Annotated in this window: 12 protein-coding genes; 7 read left to right on the top strand and 5 right to left on the bottom strand. The window is 55.0% G+C overall.

Features of this window, described 5'->3' with window-relative positions:
• Positions 1–57: 57 nt before the first annotated feature.
• The 3 genes from rpmI to lgt are packed head-to-tail and all read left to right on the top strand — an operon-like array spanning position 58 to position 1,468.
• Complete coding sequence (gene rpmI / locus M0644_RS04260; RefSeq protein WP_149818467.1) at positions 58–255, top strand: 50S ribosomal protein L35; 198 nt, start codon at positions 58–60, stop codon at positions 253–255.
• Positions 256–296: 41 nt separating this feature from the next.
• Positions 297–647, top strand: a complete 351-nt coding sequence (gene rplT, locus M0644_RS04255; protein WP_286626737.1) for a 50S ribosomal protein L20 — start codon at positions 297–299, stop codon at positions 645–647.
• Positions 648–661: 14 nt separating this feature from the next.
• Positions 662–1,468, top strand: coding sequence for a prolipoprotein diacylglyceryl transferase (gene lgt, locus M0644_RS04250; protein WP_149818461.1), 807 nt, complete (start codon positions 662–664; stop codon positions 1,466–1,468).
• Here lgt and M0644_RS04245 read toward each other — a convergent pair.
• The 3 genes from M0644_RS04245 to M0644_RS13185 form a co-directional block, all read right to left on the bottom strand.
• A complete protein-coding gene (locus tag M0644_RS04245; protein WP_149818459.1) occupies positions 1,465–2,055 on the bottom strand; it encodes a chromophore lyase CpcT/CpeT in 591 nt (196 codons plus the stop codon). The genes lgt and M0644_RS04245 overlap by 4 nt on opposite strands.
• 61 nt (positions 2,056–2,116) lie before the next feature.
• Positions 2,117–3,637: a uroporphyrinogen-III C-methyltransferase gene (gene cobA / locus M0644_RS04240; RefSeq protein WP_286626735.1), complete on the bottom strand. Its 1,521-nt coding sequence runs from the start codon at positions 3,635–3,637 to the stop codon at positions 2,117–2,119.
• A 3-nt stretch (positions 3,638–3,640) separates the two neighbouring features.
• Positions 3,641–4,969 carry a M23 family metallopeptidase gene (locus tag M0644_RS13185; protein WP_286626733.1) on the bottom strand — a complete coding sequence of 443 codons (1,329 nt, stop codon included), beginning with the start codon at positions 4,967–4,969 and terminating at the stop codon, positions 3,641–3,643.
• Between the two features lie 614 nt (positions 4,970–5,583).
• Here M0644_RS13185 and M0644_RS04230 point away from each other — a divergent pair.
• Complete coding sequence (locus M0644_RS04230; protein WP_286626732.1) at positions 5,584–6,054, top strand: hypothetical protein; 471 nt, start codon at positions 5,584–5,586, stop codon at positions 6,052–6,054.
• On the opposite strand, the gene ribD is transcribed toward M0644_RS04230, so the two are convergent.
• A complete protein-coding gene (gene ribD, locus M0644_RS04225; protein ID WP_286626730.1) occupies positions 6,026–7,165 on the bottom strand; it encodes a bifunctional diaminohydroxyphosphoribosylaminopyrimidine deaminase/5-amino-6-(5-phosphoribosylamino)uracil reductase RibD in 1,140 nt (379 codons plus the stop codon). The genes M0644_RS04230 and ribD overlap by 29 nt on opposite strands.
• 10 nt (positions 7,166–7,175) lie before the next feature.
• Positions 7,176–7,490 (bottom strand): DUF6679 family protein, encoded by a 315-nt coding sequence (locus M0644_RS04220; protein ID WP_024125163.1) that lies wholly within the window; start codon positions 7,488–7,490, stop codon positions 7,176–7,178.
• A 290-nt stretch (positions 7,491–7,780) separates the two neighbouring features.
• On the opposite strand from M0644_RS04220, the gene dnaK reads away from it, so the two are divergent.
• From dnaK to M0644_RS04205, 3 genes are read left to right on the top strand one after another with little or no spacing between them, the layout of a single operon-like run.
• Positions 7,781–9,805, top strand: coding sequence for a molecular chaperone DnaK (gene dnaK / locus M0644_RS04215; protein ID WP_286626729.1), 2,025 nt, complete (start codon positions 7,781–7,783; stop codon positions 9,803–9,805).
• Positions 9,806–9,854: 49 nt separating this feature from the next.
• Complete coding sequence (locus M0644_RS04210; protein WP_149818449.1) at positions 9,855–10,835, top strand: DnaJ C-terminal domain-containing protein; 981 nt, start codon at positions 9,855–9,857, stop codon at positions 10,833–10,835.
• Positions 10,836–10,838: 3 nt separating this feature from the next.
• A complete protein-coding gene (locus M0644_RS04205; RefSeq protein ID WP_286626727.1) occupies positions 10,839–11,924 on the top strand; it encodes an acyl-CoA dehydrogenase family protein in 1,086 nt (361 codons plus the stop codon).
• The last annotated feature ends 28 nt before the right edge of the window (positions 11,925–11,952 follow it).

Here is an 11,952-nt window from a genome sequence, read left to right as displayed (position 1 = left end):
CCAAGACTCTCTTCAAAATAGTATATTAGTAAGCTGTGTCTAAAATAGGGCAAGGCTATGCCAAAGCTAAAAACACGTCGTGCTGCTGCCAAACGATTTCGGACGACGGGCAGTGGTAAGTTTGTCCGCCGTAAGGCCAACAAAAATCACTTACTCGAACATAAGGGGAGCGATCGCAAGAATCGTCTTTCCCACAAGGCCCTCGTCGATCCACGGGATTTTGAGCGAGTATCGCTGATGCTGCCCTACGCTTAATTGATAAATTTTCAGTTTTTGATCAAGGGTGAAATTGAACTATGGCAAGGGTCAAACGGGGTAACGTTGCCCGCAAACGGCGTAAAAAAATTCTCAAGCTCGCCAAGGGCTATCGTGCGGGGCACTCCAAGCTCTTCCGCACCGCCAATCAGGTGGTCATGAAGGCACTGTGCAATGCCTATCGCGATCGCCGGCGGCGCAAACGGGACTTTCGGCGGCTCTGGATTGCGCGGATTAACGCTGCTGCGCGTCAACATGGCATGAGCTACAGTCAACTCATGGGCGCCCTGAAAAAAGCCGATATTCACCTCAATCGCAAGATGCTGGCTCAATTGGCGGTGTTGGATACGGACGCCTTTGCCACTGTCATTCAGACTGCTCGCGCTGTTTAGAACCTATTCTAGGCATGATCGCCACTTTCCAATCCCCCGGTGCCACCCTTGAGCTAGGGTTCATCACCCTACGGTGGTACGGTCTACTCATTGCTGCCGCCGTCTTTATTGGCATTTGGCTGAGTCAACGCTTGGCACGCCAGCGGCAGATTGATCCTGATCTGATTGCGGATCTGTCGATTTGGCTTGTGGTTGCCGCTATTCCCGCTGCACGGCTCTATTACGTCGCCTTTAACTGGGGCTTTTACCAAAAGCACTTAGATCAAGTGGTGCAAATTTGGAAAGGCGGCATTGCCATTCACGGTGCCATCCTCGGCGGTATGCTAGCGATGGCGATCTTTACGTACGTGCAGCGGCTTTCCTTTTGGCAAGTGGCGGATGTCATTGCCCCTTCACTAATTTTGGGACAGGCCATTGGACGCTGGGGCAATTTCTTTAACTCTGAGGCCTTTGGTGCCCCTACGGATTTGCCGTGGAAACTCTATATCCCCGCGCCGCAGCGTCCTCCGGCGCTAATCAACGAAGCCTATTACCACCCCACCTTTCTCTATGAGTCCCTTTGGAACCTAGGAGTCTTTGTTCTCCTGCTGTGGCTCTTTCGTCAACCTCGCTATCAAAAACCCGGCACCCTGCTTTTGGTCTATGCCATTGCCTACAGCTTGGGTCGCTTCTGGATTGAAGGACTGCGCATGGACAGCCTGATGTTGGGGCCGCTGCGAATTGCCCAAGTGGTTAGCTTGGTGGCGATCGCCCTAGGGGCTTGGGGACTCTTTCGCCTCTATTACCAAGGCAAACCGTTACCAGATTGGCAAACCGCCTAGGCAATAATTTCATCAGCAAAGCTCTGCCAGCGCACAAAGTGAAAGGGACCTGCCACGGAGCCCCAAACGTGCTCATCGGTTTCGGGATCCCGTCCGCGATCGTGGCTAATGAAGCGATCGCCATCAATTTCAAACGTGCTATCAAGATAGGTTTCCCGTCCTTTACGTACGACTTTACAGGCTTTGCCCGGCTCCACTTCACCGCGAAAGCTGTGCCCTGTCCAGTAGGTGAGCATATTGCAGCCACAGAGGAGTTCCAAATCATCGGCTGTCATCGCCTGAAGCCGCTGGCGATCGCGAGCTGCCCCAAAGAAGCGTTTTTCATCCTTGAGTATGTAATTTTTAATCACAATGTGATCATTGGCGGGCACCAGTTCTAAAACCCGTGTGCGGTAGGGAACACCTAGAAGATAGTCATAGGCCTGTTCCACATAAAGGGCAATGCCCTCTAGAAGACCACTGGGCAGAGGGCGCATACACACCCGAATATGGGCATAGAAGGGGGGATTCTCAAAGGCTTGGGCTTGGTTACTAAAATCCGCCGCCATCCAACGGCCAAGGGTCAGCACATCGGTTGCGTGTGTCATGCTCCACAATTGCCTTACAACAGTCCTTTTTTCACACTAGCGGATTGGTGCACCCAAAGCACTAAGTGATCCGTAATAACGCCTGAAGGAGTCCCTCAAGGGTATGCTCTGTGGCTTCAGTATCCACCCGTCCCAAGAGTTCGCGACAAGTTTGCGAGGTTTGCGGGCCAATACTGGCAATCTGCACATTCTGAAGTAACTCTGCCGCCTGCGCACCCACCAATTGGCAAAAGTGTTTCACCGTCTTAGAACTGGTAAACGTGACCATATCCACTTGACCCCCTTGCAGCGCCCCTAAGACTTGGGCATCAACGGTTTGGGGACAGCGGGAATCGTAGGCGGGCACCTCAACAACCTCAGCCCCAGCCGCTGTAAAGGTCTCTACTAGAACGGGTCGTCCGCCCTTTTCAACCCGTGGAAAAAGAAAACGCAACCCCGCCACAGGTTCTGGGAATTCTGCCACTAGGGCATCGGCGACAAATTCACTGGGGGTGAAGTCAGCCACTAAGCCGTAACTGCTGAGGGTTTGGGCGGTTTTTTCGCCAACAACAGCGATCTTGAGACCCGCGAGGGTACGACTATCCTTGCCATGATGCTGTAACCGTTCCATAAAAAAGCTAACGGCATTGTGGGACGTGAGAATGAGCCAGTCAAAGGTATTGAGTTGCGCCAAAGCCTGATCGAGGGGCTGCCAAGAACTGGGGGGAACGATTTCCAGTGTCGGCATTTCTAAAACGGTGGCACCGGCGGCTGTCAGTTGCTGCGTAAAGTCACTCGCTTGCGCTGCTGCCCGGGTGACGAGAATGGTTTTGCCGTGGAGCGGAGACATGGCTGGTGGGGAAATCTTCAAAAATTCAGGGAAGACCAGATCTAGACTAGCCAAAGGGTAGCGTTTTTGGGCGATCGCCCCCACAACCACGACGGCTGGTGCCCTGTCTGGAACGTGAGGCGTATTTAGATAGCTCTCCAACGTGCCAAACCAAAACTGTTGCTGCGGCTGGCCGGCCCATTGCAAAATTGCCAGTCCCTCAGCGGGCGATCGCCCCTGTTGCAGCAGTTCTTCAACGATTTGCCGCAGGGAACGGCTGGCCATCAAAAAAATCAACGTTTCCATTTGGGCGATCGCTGGCCAAGGAAGCCGCTCTGGAGCATGACCTGAAAGAATGGCCACCGACTGGCTCACATCCTTTGCCGTCAGACACAACCCCGCCAGCAGTGGTGCCGCCAGCGCTGACGATAGACCCGGAATCACCACCGCCTCTAGACCTGCCCCTAGGACAGCATCCAGTTCCTGATGCAAACGGCCAAACAGTCCCGGATCGCCACTTTTGAGGCGGACAACCCGTTCATACTGCTGGCCGTAGTCCACTAAAAGGCGGTTGATTTCTGATTGGGGAACCACCTCAGCCCCTGCCCGCTTGCCCACCGCGACTCGCAAACAATCGGGGGGCGTAAGGTCTAGGAGGTCTGGGGAAACAAGCGCATCGTAAAGAACCACCTGCGCCTGCTGTAGACAAACCCAAGCGGCCAAGGTGAGATAACTAGGTGAACCTAGGCCTGCCCCCACAAAATAGATCGTCAACGCCTAGCCTTGGCTACGTTGCAGGAAGATCATCGGGTTGACCGCACCCCGCCCTGGGGGATGTATCTCAAAGTGAACGTGGGGTCCTGTGCTGCGTCCCGTACTGCCCATTTCGGCAATCTGCTGACCCTGCTCAACGTATTGGCCCACGCGCACCAAGTTGCGATGGTTATGGGCATAGAGCGTCAGGGTGCCATCGGCGTGGCGAATTTCCACCAAGTTGCCGAAACCACCAGAATTCCATTGGGAGTAGGTAACGACACCGGCGGCAGCAGCATAGATGGGCGTGCCAATGGGAGCAGCAATATCAATTCCGCGGTGCATCCGTCCCCAGCGAGGTCCAAAGCCAGAGGTCAACACACCACGCGCCGGCCAGATAAAGTTGGTGGTTAGGCTAGGTAGAAAGCGATCGGAGTTGGGCAGAGGGGGTAGGTCGAGATTACTGGGTAAAGGGGGAGCCACAATTGAGCGTGCCACCTTGACGGGCACAGGGGGAGCAATGGGCTGTACAGTCGCAGGTGTCGGTGCTGCTACTGTTGTTGTTTGCGGGCGATTTGCAACAGTGGGCTGGGGTAGAGCTGGGCGAGCAGGCGGTTGTTGGACTGAAACTAGGGCAGGGGTGGTACGCCGCCGCCGCTCAGCAGCCCGCCCAAAGGGAACAGGCTCTAGGGTTGCAGTTGAGGTCGATGCGGCTGGAGAGTGCACAACTGCCACCCGCTGGGAGAGTTGAGTCGTTTCCCCCTCGGCGAACGGTGGTTCAACTTCCGTCGTGGTTTGCTCCAAAGAGCCACCCATTGCAAAGGGGGTATCAATGGCCAAGGAAGCAACAACAGAGGTGGTGGCCTGCGTCACCAAATCCGCCAAGCTATTGGTGCGAACCCGCCGATCCACCACTTTGAAGGTCGGTTCAGAAGGACGGCTGCGGTGCTCAAAGGTGGCAGAGGTAGATAGGGTAGGTGCAGGTGTACTCAAGGGCAAGGGGGCAAAACTGACTTGGGGCTGGATGGTGCGTTGCCATGCCGTTTGGGTGACGCCCAAGAGTAGGTCGGTTTTGTTGGCGGATAAAAGATTTTCAAATTCCGCAAGCGGGTCTTGGGTTTCAGTGCTGAAGAGGGAGGGGAGGTTAAGAGATTCGGGGCGAATGTCCTTTGAACCCAGATCGCGATCGCTCGCAAGAGTGGTCAGATCAAGGGCTTGCGTAGGCTGAATCAAAACAAAGGTGCCCAGCAGGGGCAGACAGGAACAAAGGGAGCGCAGCGAACGACCAAGCATAGCAGCAGACGCAAGGGGTGCATCCTGAGAGGCGGTAGGGGTACGACTATCGTTGCTCAAGGTAATCCTCCTCGCACACAAAATTGACAGTGATTCGACAAAGCGGTGAACCGAGAACACACATCATGAGCAATCGTCCAAGGTAGCCAGAGGCCACTCGCCGCATCTATGCCTAAAACTGTCCCAATCTGTTGTTTATGCAAAGGGTGTTTTGGCACCACGACGAAACTTCTAGGTGACTTTACCCAATCCACAACCAAATGACAAGCCACCCCCTTGCCTCGTCCTGCCCTCTCTGGGGGGTGAATTACTTACTGCAAAATAAAAATGCGAATTTTCTACCTACTGGTCAATAATCAAAAAAAACCTGAATTCATCACGACTTGGGCTTAATTACTACCCATGAAAAAAATCATTATTTCCAATAAATGAATAAGTAGAGTAAAGTCAGCTAATCAGTGTGTATAGTTTTTTTTAATAATGTAAGTCAGTTGACAGCCTTCTCATCGTTGGTCGTTACACCAAAATTGTCCTATAGCACTTGTGCCAAATTGCGCCAAAAGTGGCACATATTCATCTTCACTCTCAGGAGCGATCGGAGCAAGCTTGCTTGGTAAAATAAACCAGTTTGTAACGATTTTTGGCGATCGCCTTTTTGACGGAGCTTTGTCCCCATGACTTACCACAAGCTGTGGTTTCAACAAACAGCAAGCCACCTCAAAGTCTTGCGTCCTTTTCCCCCCTTTAGGGTTGTCCAAAACTTTATTCGCGAATATCTTCCCAACCTCATTGACTATATGGATGGCCAAGGATTGGATCTGCGGGATCCACAGCACTGGTGGGAGAGTATCCACATTGACGGCATTTTGGAATTAGAAAATAGCGAAGGGGAAACCCTGCGGGTGGCGGCTGGGATTATTGAGCAGTGGCGCAATGCCAACGCTGCTCTGCGCCTGATTACAACCCCGGCAATGACCAAGCTGCGGCGCGAGTCCCTCAATGTCAGCCAGCATTGGCTTTTTTATGTCTCTAGTCGCAAGCCCTACCCGGAGTCGCTGTGGATTGATTTGCTCTATGAGCAGGCGGATACGCCCCCCACAGAAACGGGCTGTACCATTATTGAAGTGACGGAACCCGACGCCTAGGCGGTAGGTAGCCCACTAGGAGAATGTCCTCGCCCACGATTTGCCAAGTCACGTCCTCTAGGCACAGGGCCTCATTCATCTTGGTTAAGCCGAGATCGGCCACTGGGGCGGGGGCAGCAGAGCCACCAATAATCTTTGGCGCAATAAATGCCCACACTTTCTGTACCATGCCTTCGGCGATCGCTGCCGCTGCAAGGGAACCGCCGCACTCCCAAAGCACCGTCATAATGCCCCGTTGATGCAGCTCTGCCATAACAGTGGTCGGTGTTAGCGGCTCTCGGTGCACCACCTCCACGCCCCGTGCCTGCAATTGGGGAATGAGGGGATGTTGGGGGGAAGCAGCGGTAACCACCAATGTTGGAGCCGTGGCCGTTTCCCACAAAGAGGCATTCGGCGGTAGATCAAGGGTACGACTCATCACCACCCGTAGGGGATTGCGCTCATGGCGCGAGGTCAAGAGGGGATTATCCAGACGCACGGTATTGCCCCCCACAATCACAGCATCGCATTCAGAGCGCAGTTGATGCACCATGGCGCGTGCGGCTTCACCACTCACCCAGAGACTGTGGCCGGCACTGGAGGCAATTTTGCCATCGAGGGTCATGGCGTATTTGAAAATGCCAAAGGGACGCTGATAGCGCACCCGATGCACAAACGCTTCGTTCAGGCGTTGACACTCTGCTTCCCGCACGCCGACGGTGACTTCTATGCCCGCTGAGCGCAGCCGTTCTACCCCCGCCCCGGCCACTTGGGGATTCGGATCAATCATGCCCACCACCACCTTGGGAATGCCCGCCGCTATAATCGCCTCGGTACAGGGGGGCGTGCGGCCATAGTGATTGCAGGGTTCAAGATTGACGTAGAGGGTGGCCTTGCTGAGGAGGGGGCGATCGCCCTCGCTGACGCTGCGCAGGGCAAACACCTCGGCATGGGGTTCCCCCGCCTTGGGATGAAACCCCTCCCCAATCACCCGTCCCTCTGCCACAATCACACAGCCCACGAGGGGATTCGGAGCCGTACAGCCTTTGGCACGAGCGGCTAACTCAAGGCAGCGCCCCATGTACTGGGCATCAATCGTGGCTATCTCCTCCACAACGGGGGCTGAGCGCATGGGTTAAGACTCAACGCTCGTGTTCGGTTTCCGAGGAATGCTTCGGCAGTTGCTCCGCCTCTGGACACTCATCCGCAATGGGTAACTCCGCATAACCCCGCGGAACTGCTGCGAGCCGCCGTGAAATCGAGCCAATGCTTTCGATATTGACGATCTCTTCCCAAGCACACACTTCGTCGTCTTCCTCCGTTTCGTAGCGGATGGTAACAACATTCCCTTCGATGTCCACAATGCGTGCCCGGTCAATCAGGCGTTGTTGATCCCGCAAGTAAATCCAGACTTCTTGGCCGTCGGTATAGAGTTGATAAAGCTTGCGGTGTAACATAGAACGGTCTCCTTCTCGGAATTGGGTGTAGCAACAGTGAGTCAGCTGTGCTGCAACCTCTTGCCTGTCATCTTACCGCTAGACTTCAAGAGATGAGCAGCGGTGAATGGGAGGTGTGGGGACTGAGGTTGTTCATATCGTTGTAGCGATCGCGCAGCACAGGGGAAAGAGTGATTCTCTGACGGTCTAGGGCAGATCTCGTACAATCAAATAAGCGTAACGAAGGGTAAATAATCCGTTACTATAACGCTATTCATTTATTCTAACCAGTGCGGAGTCGTTCAAACGGCATGGGCAAAATTGTTGGCATTGATCTGGGGACAACCAATTCCGTCATTGCTGTGTTGGAAGGGGGAAAACCCGTTGTGATTGCCAATGCAGAAGGCTCCCGCACCACCCCCTCTGTGGTGGCCTTTGGCAAAGATGGCGAGCGCCTTGTGGGTCAGTTGGCACGGCGACAGGCGGTGCTCAATCCCCAAAACACCTTCTATGCCGTGAAGCGGTTTATTGGCCGCGAATACAGGGAACTGACGGCTGAATCCAAGCGGGTACCCTATACCATTCGCCGCGATGAATCAGGTAAAGTGCGCATCAAGTGCCCACGATTGCAACGGGAATTTGCCCCCGAAGAAATTTCAGCCATGGTCTTGCGCAAGCTGGTGGAGGATGCCAGCCGCTATCTAGGGGAACCCGTCACCGATGCGGTGATTACTGTCCCCGCCTACTTTAATGATTCACAGCGGCAAGCCACCCGTGATGCTGGGCGGATTGCGGGTCTGAATGTGCGGCGGATTATTAATGAACCGACGGCAGCAGCCCTTGCCTATGGCCTCGATCGCCAGAAGGAGCAGACGATTCTCGTTTTTGACCTTGGCGGTGGCACCTTTGATGTCTCGATTCTTGAGGTGGGGGATGGCGTGTTTGAGGTGAAGGCCACCAGCGGCGATACCCAACTGGGGGGCAATGACTTTGATAAGTTGATTGTGGACTGGCTAGCCGAAGACTTCCTCGCCAAAGAGGGCATTGATTTACGGCGCGATCGCCAGTCGCTACAACGGCTCACCGATGCTGCCGAAAAAGCCAAAATTGAACTTTCAGGCTTACTGGAAACCAATATCGATCTGCCCTTTGTCACCGCCACAGCGGATGGGCCAAAACACATTGAAACCACCCTCAGTCGTCGCCAATTTGAAGACCTGAGCCAAGACCTGCTGCAACGGCTGCGCTATCCGGTCGAACAGGCACTGATGGATGCCCATTTAACCCCCGCTCAAATTGATGCCGTGGTGCTGGTGGGTGGTGCGACGCGGATGCCCATGGTGCAGGATCTGGTGCGGCAGATGATTGGCCGTGAACCCAACCAAAATGTCAACCCCGATGAGGTGGTGGCTGTTGGTGCCGCCATTCAAGCAGGCATTCTCGCCGGGGATATGAAGGATATCCTGCTGCTGGATGTAACCCCCCTTTCCTTAGGGGTGGAAACCATTGGCGGCGTCACGAAGGTGCTGATTCCCCGCAATACAACGATTCCGGTGCGCCGCTCCGATATTTTCTCAACCTCAGAAAATAACCAAAGCCAAGTGGAAATCCACGTCGTTCAAGGGGAGCGGGAACTAGCAGAACACAATAAGTCTTTGGGACGCTTTAAGTTAACGGGAATTCCGCCAGCGCCTCGGGGGGTGCCCCAAATTCAAGTGTCCTTTGACTTGGATGCCAATGGCCTGCTCCAAGTGGTGGCCTTGGATCGCTTTAGCGGTCGTGAGCAAAGTGTGGTGATTCAGGGGGCATCAACCCTGAGTGAAGAGGAAATTCAGCAGATGCTCTTGGATGCGGAGGCCAATGCAGCGGGCGATCGCCAGCGGCGGGCACGCATTGAGAAGCGCAACCGTGCCCAAGATTTGATTCACCGCGCTGAACGTCAATTGCGGGAAGCGGCTCAAGAATTTGGCTATCAATTTGCCGCTGATCAGCGCCGGAGTATTGAGGCCCTAGTGCGGCAATTGCAGGAGGCCATTCGCAATGAGGACGATCGCCAGATTGACCTCACCTATGCTGCCCTTGAAGAGCGGCTCTACGACTTTGTCCGCCAACTGCGCCTCAGCGAAGAGGAATTGGAAGACGATGAGGATCTCTTTAAGCTGCCCAACCTCAAGGAAGCAGTCAATAAAGGCCTTGATGCGGTGCGGGGTCGAGAGCGGCGGCGTGACGATTATGAGGATGAGTGGGATGAGCCACCCCGGACGCGGCGTTCTCGGGGGTATTCCCAGCGCAGTGATTCAGCCGCATGGGAGGATTGGGATGACGACGACTGGTAGAGCTTGTTTGCATTGTTTGCCGCAACTGTGAGTGTAGATAGGACTGTCGATGCGTAATTTTCGAGATTACTACCAGCTTTTGGGCGTGGATCGAGGTGCGAGCACTGAGGAAATTAAACGTGCCTATCGGCGGCTGGCGCGGCGGTATCATCCCGATATGAATCCGGGCGATCGCGCTGCTGAAGAGAAGTTCAAAGACATTAGTGAAGCTTACCAAGTCCTAAGTGATCCGGCTCGCCGTGAGCAATACGATCGCTACGGTGAATATTGGTCACAGCCCGGCTTTCGCACTCGCCCTTCCCAACGTACCACTATGGCTCGGCGCAATGGCACCAGTGTCAGGGAAGAACCCGACCTCAGTGAAGATAATTTTCAAGAGTTTTTGGATCAACTGTTGGGTCGGCGATCGCCCCGCACCTCTACGGTTGCTGCGGATCCCCCCCGTCGCTCGCCTACGATAGAGACAGACTACTTTCGCCCCGGCACCGTCAAAACCGCCTATACCGCTGTGAGTCGTCGCGACGCTGAAGCCACCCTAGAAATCCCCCTCGAGAAGGCCTACGAAGGGGGACGGGAGCGGATTCGCCTTGGGGATGGGCGCTCCTTAGAAGTGACGCTGCCAGCGGGGATGGTTACGGGTCAGCGGATTCGGCTGCGGGGTCAAGGTACGGGTGGAGGTGATCTCTATCTGAAAATTCAAGTGACGCCCCATCCCCTCTTTCGCCTTGAGGACTACGACATTGTCTGTGAACTCCCCGTGACCCCCAGTGAGGCTGCCCTCGGCGGCCAAATTGAAGCCCCGACCCTCGATGGTTGGGTGAAAATGATGGTGCCAGCAGGCGTACGCACAGGCCAACGTTTGCGACTGGCGGGTAAGGGCTATCCTCGCCCCGATGGCGATCGCGGTGACCAACTGGTGGAGATTGTCATTACACTGCCGCCCCAACTGAGTGATGCTGAACGCGATCTCTACCGGCAACTTCAGGCCATTGAGTCCTACAACCCCCGTGCCCATCTGGCGTACTCCTAAACTATGGATGCCTTGGTCTTTGCTGACCCCGCAGCGCAGCCTCTCCTAGAGGACATTCAGACCTACCTCAGTACCGTTGTTGCGCCAATTGCCAACCGCATTGATCAGCAAAAGTCCCTTTTATCGGAAAGTCTGCAAGCCCTAGGAAATTTGGGCATTTTTCGTTTGGCGGTACCCAAGGCAATGGGGGGATTGGGGTGCGATCGCCGCACGCTGTGGCATTTGAGCTTACAACTAGCGCAAACCTCCGGTGCCCTTGCCTTTTTGGTGGCACAACATCAATCCGCCTTGGGGATGATTCTTGAACATCCTGAAGGGAACGTTGCCCAAACCTACCTAGCGGACTTAATGAAGGGGCAGATGTTGATTGGTGTCAGCTTTTCCCACTTACGCCACAACCCAGTGGATCTACAAGCTCAACCCACCAGTGGGGGCTACCTCCTGCAGGGCACGCTGCCTTGGCTCAGTGGCTTTCAGCACATGACGATGTTTATCGCCGCAGCTCCCCTACCGGATCAGCGTATTCTCTTTGCCCTCATGCCCTTTATCAATGCCCAACAGGCTGGCGGTGGCATTTTGCACCTCTCATTGCCCTTACCTCTAGCGGCTGTGCCCTCAACTCAAACGGTGCAAGCAGAAGTGGTGGATTGGTTAGTCCCGCCGGAAGATGTGGTGGGTATCAGTGAGGCGGATTGGATGGCCCTCCGCGATCGCCAGCAATTGCTGCGGGGCAGTGCCGCCCCCATGGGTTGTGCCCGTGCCAGTTTGCAGATTCTCGCCGAGAGTACCGACGCCAAAGACCTCTATCACCACTTTCGCGATCGCTGGCACCGCCTTTACCACCAAATTCAAGAAGAGCTAGAGAACCTGAATCCCCCCCACCATGCACAACTGCGCGCCGCAGCCATTCACCTTGCCGTCCAAGCGGCTCAGGCTGCCCTGATGACGACGGGTGGCAGTGCCTTGATGCTCAGTCACACGGTGCAGCGTCTCTATCGCGAAGCCATGCTCTACACCGTCTCTGGCTTGAATGCCCCCGTGCGCCATGCCTTGATGGAGGATTTGTTGCTTGAAAAGGGTTCCCATTGAGCGAGATCAGTGTCTGCCCCTTGAGTGG

The organism is Thermosynechococcus sp. B1, from assembly GCF_030322985.1.
GTDB lineage: Bacteria > Cyanobacteriota > Cyanobacteriia > Thermosynechococcales > Thermosynechococcaceae > Thermosynechococcus.
Note: the sequence above shows the minus strand (reverse complement) of the source record. Positions and strands in the feature narration are given on the sequence as shown.

Bases quoted from the DNA above. Each gene is read 5' to 3' on its own strand.
- rpmI (WP_149818467.1), top strand. From the start codon at position 58: ATGCCAAAGCTAAAAACACGTCGTGCTGCTGCCAAACGATTTCGGACG.
- rplT (WP_286626737.1), top strand. From the start codon at position 297: ATGGCAAGGGTCAAACGGGGTAACGTTGCCCGCAAACGGCGTAAAAAA.
- lgt (WP_149818461.1), top strand. From the start codon at position 662: ATGATCGCCACTTTCCAATCCCCCGGTGCCACCCTTGAGCTAGGGTTC.
- M0644_RS04245 (WP_149818459.1), bottom strand. From the start codon at position 2,055: ATGACACACGCAACCGATGTGCTGACCCTTGGCCGTTGGATGGCGGCG.
- M0644_RS04230 (WP_286626732.1), top strand. From the start codon at position 5,584: ATGACTTACCACAAGCTGTGGTTTCAACAAACAGCAAGCCACCTCAAA.
- ribD (WP_286626730.1), bottom strand. From the start codon at position 7,165: ATGCGCTCAGCCCCCGTTGTGGAGGAGATAGCCACGATTGATGCCCAG.
- M0644_RS04220 (WP_024125163.1), bottom strand. From the start codon at position 7,490: ATGTTACACCGCAAGCTTTATCAACTCTATACCGACGGCCAAGAAGTC.
- dnaK (WP_286626729.1), top strand. From the start codon at position 7,781: ATGGGCAAAATTGTTGGCATTGATCTGGGGACAACCAATTCCGTCATT.
- M0644_RS04210 (WP_149818449.1), top strand. From the start codon at position 9,855: ATGCGTAATTTTCGAGATTACTACCAGCTTTTGGGCGTGGATCGAGGT.
- M0644_RS04205 (WP_286626727.1), top strand. From the start codon at position 10,839: ATGGATGCCTTGGTCTTTGCTGACCCCGCAGCGCAGCCTCTCCTAGAG.